Origin of the sequence: Nocardia sp. XZ_19_385 (assembly GCF_015355755.1) — a bacterium.
GTDB lineage: Bacteria > Actinomycetota > Actinomycetes > Mycobacteriales > Mycobacteriaceae > Nocardia.
Map to the genome: position 1 here is coordinate 1,398,372 of NZ_JACVEE010000002.1, position 15,992 is coordinate 1,414,363.

A 15,992-nucleotide genomic window follows, 5' to 3' on the forward strand; every position below is an offset into this window, starting at 1 on the left:
CTATTCTGCGGTAGGCTGCTTCGGGTGACCATACATTCGACCGTGCTGGCGCCGGATGCTCCAGCTCCGGGATGGCCAGAACTGGCCGATGTCGACTTGCTGCGCATTCTCGTCGAGACCGAACGCCGCCGGAGACGACTGGATGCCGCCATGCGCGCGGCAGTCGCTGAAGCCGAGCGGCGTGGCCTCGCCGCGGACACCGGCTACCGGGACACTGTGGAGCTCTTGGCGGATCTGCTGCGGATCAGTGCCCCTGAAGCGCGCCGGCGAATCGAATACGCGGCCCCGCAGGCCCGCTCGCGTTCCCGAAAGGTGTGGAGGGTGCTGGCGGCAGCCAGTTGAAGCAGAAAGGCCCTGACCATTGAAACCGGTCAGGGCCTTTCTTGTGTCTCAACCAACACGTCGGGGTGACAGGATTTGAACCTGCGACCTCTTCGTCCCGAACGAAGCGCGCTACCAAGCTGCGCCACACCCCGTGAAGCGAACCTGGAGTAGCTTACAACAGGGCGGGGGTAGGAGTTAAATCCCCAGGTCAAAGGGTTGATCTGGGCGCTAGGTCAGGTGTTGCGGGGGCGGACGCTGGCGAAGATTCGTTTGGCTGTGTCCGGGTCGACGGCTTTGGGGACGCCGATGTCGGCAGCGATGACCATCACGAAATTGCCCTGCTCGGCCGGGGTGGCGAAGGTGTAGACGGAGTATTCGGCGGCGCAGCCGGGGTTCGGATTGTTGATGCGGCCTCTGGTTTCCACGAAGACTCCGTTCTGGGTGCCGTCGTAGGAGGCCAGCGGTTGCGGCGGCCCGGGGTTCGCGCCGCCGGAGTAGGCCTGGGCGGCTTTGGCGCCGAGTTCGATTGCGGCGCTGGTGGTATCGGCGGCATCGGAGCCGGTGAGCAACGCGACGGTGCGGGTCGAGCCGGGGCAGTAATCCTTGCCCTCCGAGGCCATGCCCTTGCCCATGACGGTGTTGGGCGGCGCCCCGAACTTGCCGGTGACGTCCGGGGCCGCCACGGTCCAGTCGGCGGGGACGTCGTAGGCCGCGCCGCTGTCGGGCGCGAGCACCACCTGGTATCCGGGCACCATCGGCTTCTCGTCGTTCGGAGCCGCCGTCGGCTCGGCCGCCTTCGACTTCGCAGCCGGGCTGGGCTTCGTCGACAGCGCACTCACCATGCCCGGTGCGTCCGCGATGCTCGGATCCTCGGACTCGCCGTGCACGGCCACCGCTGTCGCACCGCCGAGGAGCACCAGCACCGCCACCGCGATCCCGATCCACGCTTTGCTGGCCCCAGGTCTCGGGCCGGGTGAAATCGGGGGCGGCTGCATCGGCAGTCCCCAGTCGGTCGTGTGGGGGGCCGGATTGTGAAAGGTGGGCTGCCACTGCGTATCCGGCCCCGCCCAACCTTGCGGGGCAGGCTCTCCCACGCCGGGCTGCTGCCACTGCCCAGATTGCTCCACCGCACCCGAATATTCGAATACAGGCTGCTGGGGATACCCCACCCCGGTGTTGCCCGCGCCTTCGTCGCGCGAGCCGTCGAATCCTCTGCCGCTCAAAGTTGTCCCCTGCGTTGACTTCTCGTCTCGGCAGGGGACCCTAGCAAGCCGCGGCCGGTACGGCTAACTCAGCGTGCGACAGCCTCGGACGCGGACAGCCCACGATCGGCTTCACTGAGCGGACGCTTCGGCGGCGCCGCGACCAGAGTCAGCAGCGTGGCCTCCGGGCGGCAGCAGAAGCGGTACGGCGCCCACGGCGAGGTACCGACGCCCGCGGACACGTGCAACTGGGTGTGCTCGCCCCACTTCGAGGGCCCCTTCACCCGGGACTTGTCGATGCCGCAGTTGGTGACCAGCGCGCCATAGCCCGGCAGCACCAACTGCCCGCCGTGCGTGTGCCCGGCCAGCACCAGGTCGTAACCGTCCTCGGCGAACCGATCGAGCACCCGCGGCTCGGGGGAGTGCGTCAGCCCGATCCGCAACTCGGCCAGCGGATTCGGCGCGCCCGCGACGGTGTCGTAGCGATCACGCTGCAGATGCGGGTCGTCGACGCCGGCGGTGGCGATGCGCACACCCGCCACCTCGAGGTCGCGGCGCACGTGCGTGAGATCGAGCCAGCCGCGTTCGTTGAACGCCGCGCGCAGATCCTGCCAGGGCAGCGGCGCGCCATAGACCCGGCGGTGATCCTTCTTGAAGTACTTGAGCGGGTTCTTCGGCACCGGCGCGAAATAGTCGTTGCTGCCGAACACGAAAAGACCCGGGCGGGAAAGCAATCCACCCATGGCCTGCACGACCGCGGGCACCGCCTTCAGATGCGAGAGGTTGTCACCGGTATTGACGACCAGATCGGGCTCCAGCCGGTCCAGCTCGCGCAACCACTGCTGCTTGAGCTTCTGGCCGGGCGTCATGTGCAGGTCGCTGATGTGCAGCACCCGCAGGCTCGACGAGCCTGTCGGCAGCACCGGCATCGTGGTCTCACGCAGGACGAACGCGTTTCGTTCGATCAGCGAGGCATAACCGACTCCGGCCACCGCGGCCCCGGCGGCTCCCAACGCGGTTCGGCGGACAGCGGAGGTCGAAATCACGGGCATTTGCCCAGCATAGGTGAGGCACCTGCGAACCGCCGAGTGTGTTCAGGCACAGGGGTGTGTTCCCCGCGTGTGCGCCGAAATGTGGTGGGCGAGGAGCGGCGCACCGGCTACCGTGAGGCTCATGTCGGAACTCAAAGCGAGGTTGCGGACGGATATGACCGCCGCGATGAAAGCCAAGGACACGCTGCGTCTCGCCACTTTGCGCATGCTGCTGTCCGCTATCCAGAACGCCGAGGTCGCGGGTTCGGAGGCGCGCGAACTCTCCGACGCCGACGTCATCGTCGTGCTGCAGAAAGAGGCGAAGAAGCGCAACGAGTCGGCCGAGATCTACACCCAGAACGGCCGCGGCGAACTGGCCGCCAACGAGCACGCCGAGGCCCGGATCATCGACGAGTACCTGCCCTCGCAGCTCACCGACGCCGAGGTCGCCGATCTGGCCGACACCGCGATCGCCCAGGTTGCGGAGGAGAACGGGGAGCGCCCGGGCATGCGTCAGATGGGCCAGGTCATGAAGATCGCCACGGCGCTCGCGGAAGGCAAGGCCGACGGCTCCCGGATCTCGGCCGCCGTCAAAGCCCGGCTCTGACACCAGCGAAACGAAAAACCGCCGACCCGGACAAGATCCGGGTCGGCGGTTTTCGTTGGAAGAGCTACCTGGGCCACCAGGGCGGCAGCGGCAGCCCCGGCGGCAGTGCCGGCGGCGGCGGCGCCGGACCAGGCGCGGGTGCGGGCGCGCGTTGCGTCCCGTCACTGATGTAGATCGTCACCACCGAGCCCGGGATCGCCGACCCGTTCGGCGCGGAACTCATCACCGCGCCCTTGGGCAGCGGCCCGGCCCCGTTCACGACCGTCACTTGGAATCCGGCGGCGGTCAGTGCGGCGGTCGCCTCGCCCTGCGACAGTCCGGCGACATCGGGGACCTGTGCGTTGTTCGAGCCGCGCACGTACTTGTCGTCCAGCGGCGGCAGTCCCGGCGGGTACCGGTCGAGCACGGTCTTGACCGAGTTGAACCAGGTGCGGGCCGGTTCGTTACCGCCGAAGAGGTTGCCGCTGCCGCAGCTGCGCAACGGGAACGAGCAGATCTCCCCGGGCGTAGGGGTGTCGCCGTAGATATAGGTGGCGGCGGCGAGGGAATTGGTGAAGCCGAGGAAGGCCGAGGAGCGGTGGCTTTCGGTGGTACCGGTCTTGGCGGCCACCGGCTGGTTCCAGCCGGTCGCCCCGGCCGCCGCGGAGGCGGTGCCGCCCGGATCATGGTCTTTGCCCATGGCGTTGGCCAGGGTGTTGGCCAGACCGGGCTCGACAACCTGCTCACAGGCCTGCTGGGTCAGCGGTACGACCTTGCCGCTGCGGTCGACCACCTCGCGGATCGGGTTCGGCGGGCACCACTTGCCGCCGGAGGCCAGCGTCGCGGCCACATTGGACAGCTCCAGCGGGTTGATCGGGACCGGGCCCAGGGTGAACGAGCCGAGGTTTTGGTTCTTGGCCATGTCGGCCACGCTCAGATTGCCGTGCCCGGAGCCGCCGGGCTGGTTGAAGGACCGCATGCCGAGCCGGACCGCCATGTCGACGGTCGGTGTCACGCCCACGGCCTGGATCAGCTTGACGAACGCGGTGTTCGGTGAGGTGGCCAGCGCTTCGGTCACCGACATCGGCGACTTGTACTTGGCCGCGTTCTCCACGCAGTAGGTCTCCGGCGGGCAGCCGCGCGCGCCACCGTTACCCATGCCCTTGGCGTCGAAGCGGGTCGGCACGTCGAGCTGGGCGTTGATGCCCATGCCCTTCTCCATCGCCGCGGCCGTGGTGAAGATCTTGAAGACCGAGCCCGCGCCGTCGCCGACCAGGGAGAACGGCTGCGGCTGCATGGTTTCGTTGGCGTCGCGATTGAGCCCGTAGGTGCGGCTCGAGGCCATCGCGACCACGGGATGGGAATCCTGGCCCGGTCCGACCACCGACATCACCTGCGCGATGTCGTCGAGGTTCGGGTCGGCGGTCTCGTTGATCGACCGCTTGACCGAATCCTGCACGGCCGGATCCAGGGTGGTCTTGATCAGGTAGCCGCCCTTGTCGATCTGGTCCCGGCTGATGCCGGCGTTGGCCAGATACTGCACCGCGTAGTCACAGAAGAACCCGCGATCGTTGGCGGCGATGCAGCCGCGCGGCAGGCCCTTGGGCTCGGGCAGCACGCCGAGCGGTTCCAGCTTGGCCTTGCGGAACTCGTCGGCGCGACTGGGGATGTTCTGGATCATGGTGTCCAGCACGGTGTTCCGGCGGGCCAGCACGCCCTCGGTGTTGGTGTAGGGGTTCAGCTTGGAGCTGGATTGCACCATGCCGGCCAGCATCGCGGACTGCTGCACGTTCAGCTGTGCGGCGTCGACGCCGAAGTAGGTCTTGGCCGCGTCCTGGATGCCGTAGGAGGAGTTACCGAACGGCACCAGGTTCAGGTACCGGGTGAGGATTTCGTCCTTGGTGAGCTCACGGTCCAGGGTGAGCGCCATCCGGATCTCGCGGATCTTGCGGGCGGGGGTGGTCTCGATGGCGGCGCGGCGTTCGGCGTCGGTCTTGGCCACGACGAGCAGCTGGAAGTTCTTCACATACTGCTGGTCCAGGGTGGACGCGCCCTGCTGGACCTCACCGCTGCTGGTGTTGGTCAGGAACGCGCGCAGCGTGCCCTGCCAGTCCACACCCGCGTGATCGGCGAAGCGCCGATCTTCGATGGAGACGATCGCCAACTTCATGTCGTTGGAGATCTTGTCGCTGGGGACTTCGAATCTGCGCTGCTCGTACAGCCAGGCGATCGGCGCTCCGGTTGTGTCCACCATCGTCGAGACGGCGGGCACGGTGCCCTCCACCAGTTCCGCGGACACATTGTCCACGGCGTCGGCGGCGCGGTTGGAGACAAACCCGAAACCGCCTGCGAGAGGGAACAACAACCCGGCGACGAGCACTGCGGCCAACGCGCAGCTGCCGGCCAGCTTCGCGAGCGCCCGGGGGATAGAAGGCGAAGCCGACGGGGTGGGTGTATTCGGCGTGATCGGCACGAACTCCAGCCTACGGGTAACCGCTCCGGGTCTCTTCGGTGTGTTTGCGAGTTCTTCCGAACGCGCGGTTCGTGCCCCCGTTGGGCGTGTCGTCGCGCGGGTTGCCGCGTGTCGCGAGATGGCGAAGGGCGAGCCGACTCGACCGCCCGGTTCTCTATCACGATTGCGGGGACGGTCGTACCAAAAAATCTCGAGACGGTCTTGCGCTAGCCCCATACCTTTACCTAGATTGAGAACCCAGTGTGATAGAGCTAACACTCAAAGTGGAATGTGGTGCAGTTCGCAGCGGGGTTTGGGTTGCTGCGATGCTTGCACGCGATTCTGGAGCGCCGTGACCCGGTGTTCGGACTGCAAAGGGGCCCACCAAATGCATATGACAACCCCCATCGCTCGATTGGACGTAGAGCAGGCCGAAGCGCGAATCGCCTGGGTAGCCCAGGCTCGATGCAAGGAAGTAGATCCCGACCAGCTGTTCGTCCGCGGTGCGGCGCAGCGCAAAGCCGCCACCATCTGCCGGCATTGCCCGGTACTGATGCAGTGTGGCGCCGATGCCCTCGACAACCGGGTCGAGTTCGGCGTGTGGGGCGGCATGACCGAGCGGCAGCGGCGGGCGCTGCTGAAACAGCATCCGGAGGTGACGTCCTGGGCAGACTTCTTCCAAGCCCAGCGGCAGCATCAGATTGCGATCTGAGCCGAGAAGCCGAAAACCGAGCCCGCGTTGCGGGCTCGGTTTCGTTTTGTCCCATAGCAATTCGATCTGATTTTCGAACGTTTAAGCGATCACGCCGAGACCGGTTGCACTCCGGTCAGCTGGTCACCGACGGCGCGCAAGGCCGCTAGATCCGACACTTCGAACGGCAGCGCGGTCACCGGAGCGATCGGCACCCGCGGGTGCGCGCCGGTGAACCGCTGCAGCAGATGCTGCTCGCGCTTGGCGGTCGCCGCGCGCTGGGCGTGGATGCGCAGCACCGCGGCGGTCAGCGGATCGGTCTCGGCCAATTGGTCGGCGGCGGTCAGCGCGTGGTCACCGCGCAGCGTGCTCAGCGCCGGATGCGTCCGGTTCAGCACCAGCCCGGCCAGCGGCATCTGCTCCGTCGAGAGCCGATCCACGAAGAACGAGGCCTCGCGCAGCGCGTCCGGTTCGGCCGCGGCGATCACCAGGAAGTGGGTGCCGGGCTTGGACAGCATCGCGTAGGTGCGGTCGGCCCGATCCTGAAAACCGCCGAACAGCGACTCCAGCGACTGCAGGAAGTTCGACGCGTCTTTGAGCATCTGCCCGCCGATGACGGTCGAAACCCCGCGCATGGCCAAGCTCATCGCGCCGGTCACGAACCGGCCGACGCCGCGGCCCGGCGCCATGATCAGCCGGATCATCTTGCCGTTGAGGAAGTTTCCGAGCCGCTTGGGCGCATCCAGGAAGTCCAGCGCGTTGCGCGAGGGAGGCGTGTCGACCACGATCAGGTCCCACTCGCGCCGCCCGGCCAGCTGACCGAGCTTCTCCATCGCCATGTACTCCTGCGTGCCGCCGAAGGACGAGGCCACGGTCTGATAGATCGGGTTGGCGAAGATCTGCTCGGCCTTGTCCGGGCTGGTGTGCTCGAGCACCATGTCGTCGAAGGTGCGCCGCATGTTCAGCATCATGGCGTGCAGCTCGCCCTTGATCTCCGGCCCGAGCTCCACCTTCTGCGGGGTGTTGTCCAGGTCGGCGACGCCGAGTGACTGGGCCAGCCGGCGCGCCGGGTCGATGGTGAGGACGACGACCTTGCGGCCCATCTCCGCGGCGCGCAGCGCGATGGCCGCGGCGGTGGTGGTCTTGCCGACGCCACCGGAACCGCAGCACACCACGACCCGGGCGGTGCGGTCCTCGATGATCTTCGAAATATCCAGCGGGACCACTTACTTCACCCCCTGCTTGCTCAGGTGTTCGGCCAGCTCGTAGAGGCCGCCGAGATCCATGCCGTCTTCCAGTGCGGGCAGATACAGCTGTGGCACGTCGACCTTCCTCAGTTCGCTCGCACTGGCGTCCTGCGCCTGCAGCGTCGCCGAGTGTTCCACCGCCTCGGTGATCAAGCCCGCGAAATCACTGTCCGACAGGGAGATCCCGGCCTTGGCCAGGCCGGCTGCGATGGCGTCACGATCGATCTCGCCGGAGGCCGCGCGAGCCCGCACTTCGGCGGGCAGCTGACCCTCCGACGCCCGGTTCACGATGACCGTGCCGATGTGCAGGTCGTTCGCGGTGAGCTCGCCGACCGCGTCGGCGGTCTCCTGGACCGGCAACGCCTCCAGCAGGGTCACCAGGTGGATCAGCGTCTGGTCCGAATGCAGCAGCTTGGAGACGCCCTCGGACTGCGAGGCGATCGGGCCGCCCTTCGCGATTTCCTTCATGGCCTGGGTGACGTCGAGGAAGCTGGCGATGCGGCCGGTCGGCGGCGCGTCCACCACGATCTCGTCGTAGACCTGCTTGCCCGCCTTGTCCACGCGGACAACGCATTCCTTGATCTTGCCGGTCACGATGACATCGCGCAGACCGGGCGCGATGGTGGTGACGAACTCGATCGCGCCCATCCGCCGCATGGCCCGGCCCGCGAAGCCGAGGTTGTAGAACATGTCGAGGTACTCGAGGAAGGCGTGCTCGATGTCGAGCGCCAGCGCGACCACCTCACCGCCGCCGTCGGCGGTGGCGATCCGGGTCTCGGTGGGCGGCAGCGGCGGCAGGTCGAAGAGCTGGGCAATGGACTGCCGGCTCTCCACCTCGACCAGCAGTACGCGCCTGCCGCCGGCGGCCAGCGCGAGCGCCAAGGCGGCGGCGACCGTGGACTTTCCGGTGCCGCCCTTGCCGGAAACGAAGTGCAGGCGGGCCTTTTCGGCGCGCACCGGCCAACCCGTTTCGAGCCCGGGCTCCGCCCCTGTATCACCCGTCGGCTCTGCCGAAATGGGCCCTGCTATTGGTACTCCCACGCTCGCGAGCCTATAACTCGTTTCGACTTCACGCCTGAGGGATCCGCTACAGGCGCGGCGTTTCGGCAGTTCTGTATCAGACAGTGAGACGTAGCTAACCGTCGCCGCGGGATTCGCATGAGGGCACGCGCACGTCAGGCGGTGGGGGCTGCCCCATAGACTCGGCTCATGAGTGACTTGACCGTGTGGGAGTACGCCACCGTTCCGCTTCTGACGCATGCGACCAAGCAGATCCTCGACCAGTGGGGCGCCGACGGCTGGGAGCTGGTCTCGGTGCTGCCCGGCCCGACCGGTGAGCAGCACGTCGCCTACCTCAAGCGCCCGAAGCAGTAAGCCATGAGCGCCCCCGCCACGCAGTGGCAAGCCAACCTGGACAAGCTCGGCCTGACGTTGCCCGAGGTGGCGGCCCCGGTCGCCGCCTACATCCCGGCGGTGCAGAGCGGTTCGCTGGTCTACACCTCGGGCCAGATCCCGTTCGTCAAGGGCGAACTTCCGTGGATCGGCAAGGCCGGCGCGGAGATCTCCCTCGCGGAGGCCGCCAAGGCCGCCGAGGCCTGCGCGCTGAACGCGCTCGCCGCGATCCACGCCCTGGTCGGACTCGACAATGTGGTGCGGATCGTGAAGGTCACCGGATTCGTCGCCTCCGCACCGGGTTTCACCGATCAGCCGCTGGTCGTCAACGGCGCCTCGGAGTTCTTCGGTGAGGTCTTCGGCGAGGCCGGCGTGCACGCGCGCGCCGCCGTCGGCGTCGCCGAGCTGCCCAAGGGCGTCCCGGTCGAGGTCGAGGTCATCGCCGAGGTCCGCTGACCAGAATCCCTGGCGAACGCCGGGATCCGCAGTGCGGATGCGCAGCCGTGGTGCCGCGCATTAGTTTTGAACAATGGCGCTGACACACCCCGCGTATGGGCAGCTGCGGCAGGTCACCCCGACTGCCGCGGTTCTGCTCGCGGAAAATCCCGGCCAGATGACCCTGGAGGGCACCAACACCTGGATCCTGCGCGCCCCGGACTGTCCGGAGTTCGTGGTGGTCGATCCGGGCCCGAAGGACAAGGCGCACAGCGAGGCCATCACGCGGGTCACCGGCGGCAATATCGCGCTGACGCTGATCACACACCGGCATCACGATCACACCGGCGGCATCGACCGGCTGGTGAAGCTGACCGGCACGCCGGTACGCGCCACCGACCGCTCGTTCCTGCGCGGCTCGGACGCGGTCCTGGCAGACGGCGAGGTGATCGAGGCAGCCGGGCTCCGCATAGCGGTGCTGGCTACCCCGGGGCACACCGGTGATTCGGTGAGTTTCGTGCTCGACGACGCGGTGCTCACCGGCGACACCATCCTCGGCAGCGGCACCACCGTGCTGGACGCCAGCGACGGCACCCTCGCCGATTACCTCGCCTCGATGGACCGGCTGCTTGCCGCGGGTACCGGCAAGGCGCTGCTACCCGCGCACGGCCCCGAGCATCCCGATCTGGAGCCGGTCGCGCGGTATTACATCAAGCATCGGCAGGAGCGCCTCGAGCAAGTGCGCGCGGCCCTGCAAGAGCTGGGCCCGGACGCGGGTGCGATGGCGGTGGTCCGCAAGGTGTACGCCGATGTCGACAAGCGGCTGTGGCTCGCGGCCCGTAGCTCGGTGCAGGCCCAGCTGGAATACCTGCGCACGCACCCGTAATCCAGCCTCCGAACACCGAAGCCCGCCGGTTCGTCTGGGACGAATCGGCGGGCTTCTCGGTGTGAACTTGGCTTCGAGCCTCAGCGCGCGCGGCGCGCCAGACGCTCGGAGTCGGAGATGAGAACGCTCTTGCCCTCCAGCCGCAGCCAGCCGCGGTGCGCGAAGTCGGCCAGGGCCTTGTTCACGGTCTCGCGAGAGGCGCCGACCAGCTGCGCGATCTCTTCCTGGGTCAGGTCGTGGGTGACCCGCAGCGCGCCGGCTTCCTGCGTGCCGAAGCGCTGAGCGAGCTGCAGCAGCGCCTTGGCGACCCGGCCGGGGACGTCGGTGAAGATCAGGTCGGCCAGGTTGTTGTTGGTGCGGCGCAAACGCCGGGCAAGCACGCGGAGCAGCTGCTCGGCGATCTCCGGGCGCTGGTCGATCCAGGCCTTGAGCGCATCCCGGTCCATGGTGACGGCGCGGACCTCGGTGACCGTGGTAGCGGTCGAGGTACGCGGGCCCGGGTCGAAGATGGAGAGCTCGCCGAACATGTCGGACGGGCCCATGATGGTCAGCAGGTTCTCACGACCGTCGGGGGATCGGCGGCCGATCTTCACCTTTCCGGACGTGATGATGTACAGCCGGTCGCCGGGCTCACCCTCATTGAAGATGACGTGGCCGCGTGGAAAATCCACGGGCTGCAGCTGCTTGGCGAGTGCGGCCACCGCGGTGGGCTCAACGCCTTGGAAGATGCCTGCTCTGGCGAGGGCCTCGTCCACGAATGTGCTCCTTATGGGAAATGGCTCTGTCCTGGACCGATAGCGATCGGCCAACAGCGCAGTCTACGCGGCTTTACTGAACGGTAGTGACAGACACCACGTAAAGAGTGCATTGCGTTGAGCACTGCCCTGCGGTTATTGCGGACGATTAAGCGTTTATGGGACACGCCCGAACCGCTAACTGGCGCGGGCGACGTCCAATTCTTCACTGCGGGTCCGGCGCTTGCGCACCCGGGCTACCGCAGCAGGGAGTCCGAGCTTGGTCAGCTCTGTGACCTCGGCGTTGCTTGCTTTGTCCAGGTACTGCTGAACCTCGGGGTCGGGTTCCAGAAGTTTGCGGAGCCGATTCTCGACCCGCTCCATCACCAGTGCGAACAGCATCAACGCCACTGGGAAGAGCACCACAGCGAGTCCTTGCATACCGGGAAGTAAACACGGTCAAGGTCTCAGATGGAACACGGGAGCAGAACTGACCGGGCACCGTCGCTCGCCGGTTCCGTATGGTGGACGCGTGCGTGTCACCCCCTCTGCAGCCGCCGTCAACGGTTCGTCACCGGATGCCGAGGCGACCGATGCGCAACCCTTATCCACCGCCGTTCCGAAGCGGAAAACCCGGTCGCGACAAGCGGAAACCCAGCTGGGTCTGGTGCGCCGGGCGCGCCGGATGAACCGCACCCTGGCCGCGGCCTTCCCGGATGCGCATTGTGAGCTGGACTTCACAACTCCGCTCGAATTGGCGGTCGCCACAATACTTTCCGCGCAGTGCACCGACGAGCGGGTCAATCTGACGACGCCGGCGCTGTTCGCGAAGTATCCCGACGCCCGCGCCTACGCCGAGGCGAACCGCGCGGAGCTGGAGGAATACATCCGGCCGACGGGGTTCTTCCGCAACAAGACCAGTTCCTTGATCGGACTGGGGCAGGCCCTGCTGGAAAATCATGAGGGTGAGTTGCCTCACACTCTGGCGGAATTGGTGAAGTTGCCCGGCATTGGCCGCAAGACCGCCAACGTCATTCTGGGCAACGCGTTCGGGGTTCCGGGCATCACCGTCGACACCCATTTCGGCCGGCTCGTGCGGCGCTGGGGCTGGACCGCCGAGGAAGACCCGGTGAAGGTCGAGCACATCATCGGCGCGCTGATCGAGCGCAAGGATTGGACGATGCTCTCGCACCGGGTGATCTTCCACGGCCGCCGGGTCTGCCATGCCCGCAAGCCGGCCTGCGGCGCGTGCGTGCTGGCCAACGACTGCCCGTCCTTCGGTGTTACCGGGCCGACCGATCCCGAAGCCGCGGCCAAGCTGGTGAAGGGACCCGAACGCGAGCATCTGCTCCGGATGGTCGGCCTGTGAAAAGGGTGCCAATCGCGGTGCGCTGGGCGTTGGTGGGATTGATCACGGTGGTGGCTTTGGCTGTCGCGCTGTGGCCGCGCGATGACGCTGAGACCGCGCCCGCGCATCAGGTCCAGCAGAGCGCCCAGGTTTCCGACGCGCTGCGCGCCGCGGCGGGATTGACGCCCTGTCCCCAGGCCGCGCCCGGAACCGCCGCTACCGGCCCGCTTGCCGGTCTCACTCTCGACTGTCTGGCCGACGGCAAACCGGTCGACCTGGCCGCCGCGCTCGCGGGCAAGCCCGCGCTGCTGAACCTGTGGGCCTACTGGTGCGGGCCCTGCCGGCAGGAGTTGCCAGATCTACAGCAGTACGCGCAGCGCGCCGGAAACGCGATTACCGTGCTGACTGTGCACAGCGATCCCGAAGCGGCCACAGCGCTGTCGCTGCTGCCGGAGCTGCACGTCACGCTGCCCGGTGTGCTCGACCCGAAGGCCCAGGTGCGGACAGCGGCCGGCGCCCCCGCGGTGCTGCCGGTCTCGGTGCTGGTGCGCGCGGACGGCTCCATCGCCGAGGTGGTGGTGCGCCGGTTCACCAGCGTCGAGGACATCGCCGACACTGTCGCCGACCGGCTCGGAGTTCGCACATGATCGCTGCGGGCACCGGGGCGGACATGAGATGGTTTACAGCGCAAGGTATCTCGCAGCAAATGTTGCGGGTGCGAACATCGGCGACGGAGGTTGGGTTGCGAACGAGCACCGGAGTCGGCGGATGAACTTGGAGCCGCAGAACGCGCCCGCGTGGCTGCGCCCCGCGGTCGAGTCCGCGGATGCCGACGCCACCGACACCCTGTCCCTGGCGCGGGCGATGCGCCGGGCCATGACCGTGATCAAGGAGCCGCGGCAGGCGGCGGTCCTGGTGCTGTTCAGCGGTTCGGCCGAAGGCAGCGCCCGGGCGCTGCCGCGCGACGCCGATGTGCTGCTCACCCAACGGGCTTCGACCATGCGTCAGCACCGCGGCCAGGTGGCGTTCCCCGGCGGTGCGGTCGACCCGGGCGACCAGGGCCCGGTCGACACCGCCCTGCGCGAGGCCTGTGAGGAGACCGGCGTCCGGCGCGAGGACGTGGCTCCGCTGGCCGTGATGCCGAAGCTGTTCGTCCCGCCGTCGCGCTTCGACGTGACGCCGGTGCTCGGCTACTGGCGCAATCCCGCCGAGGTGCGGGTGGTGAACGAAGGCGAGACCGAGCGGGTGGTGCGGGTGCCGCTGTCGGAACTGCTCGACCCCGCCAACCGGTTCATGGTGCGCCGCACGGGTTATCAGAGCCCGGCTTTCCAGGTCGACGGGATGCTGGTCTGGGGCCTGACCGGCGGCATCCTGCACGGCATCTTCAAAAACGCCGGATGGGAACTGGATTGGGACCAGAATGACGTGCGTGATCTCGAAGAATCGCTGGCGGCATTGGGGATGACGTTATGACGTCCTCGGTGTGGCTCGACATCGCCGTCGTGCTGCTCGCGCTGCTCGCCGCCTCCTCGGGCTGGCGGCAGGGCGCGGTGGCTTCGGCGCTGGCGTTCCTCGGTGTGGTGCTCGGCGCGGTCGCGGGCATCCTGATCGCCCCGCACATCCTCGAGCATGTGGACGAGGGCCGCACCCGGGTACTCACCGGCGTGCTGCTGATCGTGCTGCTGGTGATCGTCGGCGAAGTGGCCGGCATGGTGCTGGGCCGGGCCGCGCGCGGCGGTATGCGGCACCCGTTCACCCGCAGCGTCGACAGCGTGACCGGCGCGGTCCTGCAGGCGGTGGCGGTGCTGGTCACCGCGTGGCTGCTGGCGCTGCCGCTGGCCACCTCCTCGCAACCAGCGATCGCCACGGCGATCAACGGTTCCCGGGTGCTGGCCGACGTCAATCAGATCGCGCCGAACTGGCTGCGCAAGGTCCCGAACGAATTCTCCAAGCTGCTCAATACTTCCGGGCTGCCCGATGTCATCGGGCCGTTCGGCCGCGCGCCCACGGCGCCGGTCGCGGCGCCGGACCCGAGCGTGCTGGCCAGCCCGGTCGCGGCCGCGCTGCAGCAGAGCGTGCTGCGCATCCGCGGTGTCGCGCCGAGTTGCCAGCGGGCGCTGGAAGGTTCGGGTTTCGTGATCGGCCAAGAGCGGGTGATCACCAACGCCCACGTCGTCGCGGGCACCACCAGCGTCTCGGTGGACACCCCGCGCGGTCCGCTGGACGCGACCGTCGTGCTGTTCGATCCGTCCCGCGATGTCGCGGTGCTGAAGGTGCCGGGGCTCACCGCACCGGAGGTCAAGCGCGCGCCGGAGCCGGCGGCTTCGGGAGAGAGCGCGATCGTGCTCGGTTACCCGGGCGGCGGCCCGTACACGGCCAGCGCCGCCCGCGTCCGCGAGACGCTGGACCTGACCGGCCCGACGATCTACCGCAACGGCACCGTGGAGCGTGAGGTCTACACCGTGCGCGGTCTGGTCCGGGCGGGTAATTCCGGTGGGCCGCTGGTGGATACGGAAGGTCAGGTGCTCGGCATCGTCTTCGGCGCCGCCGTCACCGACGACGACACCGGATATGTGCTGACGCTCAACGAGATCCAGCCGGACATCAGTGCGGCGGATGCCGCGAACACCCCCATCAACACCGGGGCCTGCGTCCTCAGCTGATCTCGGGGAGGAACTGGGCGAGCTCGGAGGTAACCGCCTCCGGGTTCTCCTGGTGCGCGAAATGCGCGGCGTCCGGGATGCCGACCAGCCGCGCGCCGGGCGACCACTGGTGCCCGCGCTGGAAGGTGCGAGGCACCACATAGTTGTCGAGCTCTCCGCGCAACGCGAGCACCGGCACGGCGACCGGCACCCGCATGGTCGCCATGAACCGGCGGCCATCGGGCCGCCACTGGCTGCGGAAGGCCCAGCGCTGATACTCCAGCGCACAGTGCGCCGCGCCCGGAATCTGGATGGCCGAACGCATCCGCCGCGCGGTGTCGACGAATTCGGCAGTGCCCGACCAGCTTCCACCGACCCGCTGGCGCAGCAGCCGCTCCACCTCGAACCCGTCCGCGGTGGTCAGCAGGTGTTCCGGGTAGCGGGGGAGCTGGTAGCGCAGGAAGTTCGGCAGCCACGCCGCGCGCTGAGTACCGTCGCGCAGCACGGCGCTCTTCAGCGCCGCCGGATGTGGCGAACTGACCAGCGCGATGGACCGCACCAGGCGCGGATGCAGGACGGCGGTGGTCCAGCAGACCAGCCCGCCGTCGGCATGCCCGACCAGGGTCGCGTCGGTGTGGCCGAGCGCGCGGATGAGACCGGCGATATCACCGGCCAGGGTCCAGCCGTCGTAGCCGCGCGGCGGTTTGTCGGTGTCGCCGTAGCCGCGCAGGTCCACCGCGACCACGCGGTAGCCGAGGTCGGCCAGTCCGGTCAGCTGATGCCGCCAGGACCACCAGAAGTCGGCGAAACCGTGCAGCAGCACCACAAGTGGCGCGTCCACCTTCTCCTCAGTAGCGGCTGCCTCGACGACGTGGAAGCGAATGCCGTTGGCATGCACGTCCCGATGCGTCCACGGTCCGTCGTAACGGACGCTGGACGGATCCGGAAAGTTGTTCGACGACACGCCGAGGAAGCCTAGTGGGCCAAAAGGCGTGCTGTGCGCCGAGACCCACCGAGCGGAG

18 protein-coding genes and 1 tRNA gene are annotated in these 15,992 nt (G+C 67.9%); 10 read left to right on the top strand and 9 right to left on the bottom strand.

Going from position 1 to position 15,992, the window contains the following annotated elements:
• Positions 1-24: 24 nt before the first annotated feature.
• Positions 25-342 carry a DUF222 domain-containing protein gene (locus tag IBX22_RS19195; protein ID WP_309234680.1) on the top strand — a complete coding sequence of 106 codons (318 nt, stop codon included), beginning with the start codon at positions 25-27 and terminating at the stop codon, positions 340-342.
• A gap of 60 nt (positions 343-402) precedes the next feature.
• On the opposite strand, the gene IBX22_RS19200 is transcribed toward IBX22_RS19195, so the two are convergent.
• The 3 genes from IBX22_RS19200 to IBX22_RS19210 all read right to left on the bottom strand — a co-directional run bounded on the left by IBX22_RS19200 (position 403) and on the right by IBX22_RS19210 (position 2,578).
• A tRNA-Pro gene (locus IBX22_RS19200) sits at positions 403-476 on the bottom strand.
• A gap of 81 nt (positions 477-557) precedes the next feature.
• A complete protein-coding gene (locus tag IBX22_RS19205; RefSeq protein WP_194816909.1) occupies positions 558-1,547 on the bottom strand; it encodes a hypothetical protein in 990 nt (329 codons plus the stop codon).
• 68 nt (positions 1,548-1,615) lie between these two features.
• The gene (locus tag IBX22_RS19210) at positions 1,616-2,578 is read right to left on the bottom strand and encodes a metallophosphoesterase (RefSeq protein ID WP_194816910.1); all 963 of its coding nucleotides are present in this window, start codon (positions 2,576-2,578) and stop codon (positions 1,616-1,618) included.
• Positions 2,579-2,699: 121 nt separating this feature from the next.
• On the opposite strand from IBX22_RS19210, the gene IBX22_RS19215 reads away from it, so the two are divergent.
• Positions 2,700-3,164, top strand: coding sequence for a GatB/YqeY domain-containing protein (locus IBX22_RS19215; RefSeq protein WP_194816911.1), 465 nt, complete (start codon positions 2,700-2,702; stop codon positions 3,162-3,164).
• A gap of 64 nt (positions 3,165-3,228) precedes the next feature.
• Here the strand turns inward: IBX22_RS19215 and IBX22_RS19220 are convergent, their stop codons facing one another.
• Positions 3,229-5,616: a transglycosylase domain-containing protein gene (locus IBX22_RS19220; RefSeq protein WP_309234681.1), complete on the bottom strand. Its 2,388-nt coding sequence runs from the start codon at positions 5,614-5,616 to the stop codon at positions 3,229-3,231.
• 367 nt (positions 5,617-5,983) lie between these two features.
• Here IBX22_RS19220 and IBX22_RS19225 point away from each other — a divergent pair, with 367 nt between their 5' ends.
• Positions 5,984-6,307, top strand: a complete 324-nt coding sequence (locus IBX22_RS19225) for a WhiB family transcriptional regulator (RefSeq protein WP_040686051.1) — start codon at positions 5,984-5,986, stop codon at positions 6,305-6,307.
• 89 nt (positions 6,308-6,396) lie between these two features.
• On the opposite strand, the gene IBX22_RS19230 is transcribed toward IBX22_RS19225, so the two are convergent.
• Both IBX22_RS19230 and IBX22_RS19235 read right to left on the bottom strand, forming a co-directional pair.
• Entirely contained in the window at positions 6,397-7,512 is a 1,116-nt protein-coding gene (locus tag IBX22_RS19230; protein ID WP_194816912.1) for an ArsA family ATPase, read from the bottom strand.
• Entirely contained in the window at positions 7,513-8,550 is a 1,038-nt protein-coding gene (locus tag IBX22_RS19235) for an ArsA-related P-loop ATPase (RefSeq protein WP_194817799.1), read from the bottom strand. It lies immediately after the preceding gene.
• Positions 8,551-8,742: 192 nt separating this feature from the next.
• Between IBX22_RS19235 and IBX22_RS19240 the strand changes: the two genes are divergently transcribed.
• The 3 genes from IBX22_RS19240 to IBX22_RS19250 all read left to right on the top strand — a co-directional run bounded on the left by IBX22_RS19240 (position 8,743) and on the right by IBX22_RS19250 (position 10,246).
• A complete protein-coding gene (locus IBX22_RS19240) occupies positions 8,743-8,907 on the top strand; it encodes a DUF4177 domain-containing protein (RefSeq protein WP_194816913.1) in 165 nt (54 codons plus the stop codon).
• A gap of 3 nt (positions 8,908-8,910) precedes the next feature.
• Positions 8,911-9,381, top strand: a complete 471-nt coding sequence (locus IBX22_RS19245) for a RidA family protein (RefSeq protein WP_194816914.1) — start codon at positions 8,911-8,913, stop codon at positions 9,379-9,381.
• Positions 9,382-9,454: 73 nt separating this feature from the next.
• Complete coding sequence (locus tag IBX22_RS19250) at positions 9,455-10,246, top strand: MBL fold metallo-hydrolase (protein WP_194816915.1); 792 nt, start codon at positions 9,455-9,457, stop codon at positions 10,244-10,246.
• An 80-nt stretch (positions 10,247-10,326) separates the two neighbouring features.
• Here IBX22_RS19250 and IBX22_RS19255 read toward each other — a convergent pair whose 3' ends face one another.
• Positions 10,327-11,001 carry a Crp/Fnr family transcriptional regulator gene (locus tag IBX22_RS19255; RefSeq protein WP_019044571.1) on the bottom strand — a complete coding sequence of 225 codons (675 nt, stop codon included), beginning with the start codon at positions 10,999-11,001 and terminating at the stop codon, positions 10,327-10,329.
• A 177-nt stretch (positions 11,002-11,178) separates the two neighbouring features.
• Positions 11,179-11,406, bottom strand: a complete 228-nt coding sequence (locus IBX22_RS19260; RefSeq protein WP_309234682.1) for a hypothetical protein — start codon at positions 11,404-11,406, stop codon at positions 11,179-11,181.
• 232 nt (positions 11,407-11,638) lie between these two features.
• On the opposite strand from IBX22_RS19260, the gene nth reads away from it, so the two are divergent.
• From nth to IBX22_RS19280, 4 genes are all read left to right on the top strand, one after another.
• Positions 11,639-12,349, top strand: a complete 711-nt coding sequence (gene nth / locus IBX22_RS19265) for an endonuclease III (RefSeq protein WP_228539176.1) — start codon at positions 11,639-11,641, stop codon at positions 12,347-12,349.
• Complete coding sequence (locus tag IBX22_RS19270; protein ID WP_375540255.1) at positions 12,346-12,975, top strand: TlpA family protein disulfide reductase; 630 nt, start codon at positions 12,346-12,348, stop codon at positions 12,973-12,975. Before nth ends, IBX22_RS19270 begins: the two co-directional genes overlap by 4 nt.
• 121 nt (positions 12,976-13,096) lie before the next feature.
• A complete protein-coding gene (locus tag IBX22_RS19275) occupies positions 13,097-13,801 on the top strand; it encodes a CoA pyrophosphatase (RefSeq protein ID WP_194816918.1) in 705 nt (234 codons plus the stop codon).
• Entirely contained in the window at positions 13,798-14,991 is a 1,194-nt protein-coding gene (locus tag IBX22_RS19280; protein ID WP_194816919.1) for a MarP family serine protease, read from the top strand. The genes IBX22_RS19275 and IBX22_RS19280 overlap by 4 nt, the downstream gene beginning before the upstream one ends.
• Here the strand turns inward: IBX22_RS19280 and IBX22_RS19285 are convergent.
• A complete protein-coding gene (locus tag IBX22_RS19285; RefSeq protein WP_309234683.1) occupies positions 14,984-15,934 on the bottom strand; it encodes an alpha/beta hydrolase in 951 nt (316 codons plus the stop codon). The two genes, IBX22_RS19280 and IBX22_RS19285, sit on opposite strands and share 8 nt — an antisense overlap.
• Between the last annotated feature and the right edge of the window lie 58 nt (positions 15,935-15,992).

Bases quoted from the DNA above. Each gene is read 5' to 3' on its own strand.
- IBX22_RS19280 (WP_194816919.1), top strand. From the start codon at position 13,798: ATGACGTCCTCGGTGTGGCTCGACATCGCCGTCGTGCTGCTCGCGCTG.
- IBX22_RS19210 (WP_194816910.1), bottom strand. From the start codon at position 2,578: ATGCCCGTGATTTCGACCTCCGCTGTCCGCCGAACCGCGTTGGGAGCC.
- IBX22_RS19225 (WP_040686051.1), top strand. From the start codon at position 5,984: ATGCATATGACAACCCCCATCGCTCGATTGGACGTAGAGCAGGCCGAA.
- IBX22_RS19245 (WP_194816914.1), top strand. From the start codon at position 8,911: ATGAGCGCCCCCGCCACGCAGTGGCAAGCCAACCTGGACAAGCTCGGC.
- IBX22_RS19275 (WP_194816918.1), top strand. From the start codon at position 13,097: ATGAACTTGGAGCCGCAGAACGCGCCCGCGTGGCTGCGCCCCGCGGTC.
- IBX22_RS19215 (WP_194816911.1), top strand. From the start codon at position 2,700: ATGTCGGAACTCAAAGCGAGGTTGCGGACGGATATGACCGCCGCGATG.
- IBX22_RS19240 (WP_194816913.1), top strand. From the start codon at position 8,743: ATGAGTGACTTGACCGTGTGGGAGTACGCCACCGTTCCGCTTCTGACG.
- IBX22_RS19250 (WP_194816915.1), top strand. From the start codon at position 9,455: ATGGCGCTGACACACCCCGCGTATGGGCAGCTGCGGCAGGTCACCCCG.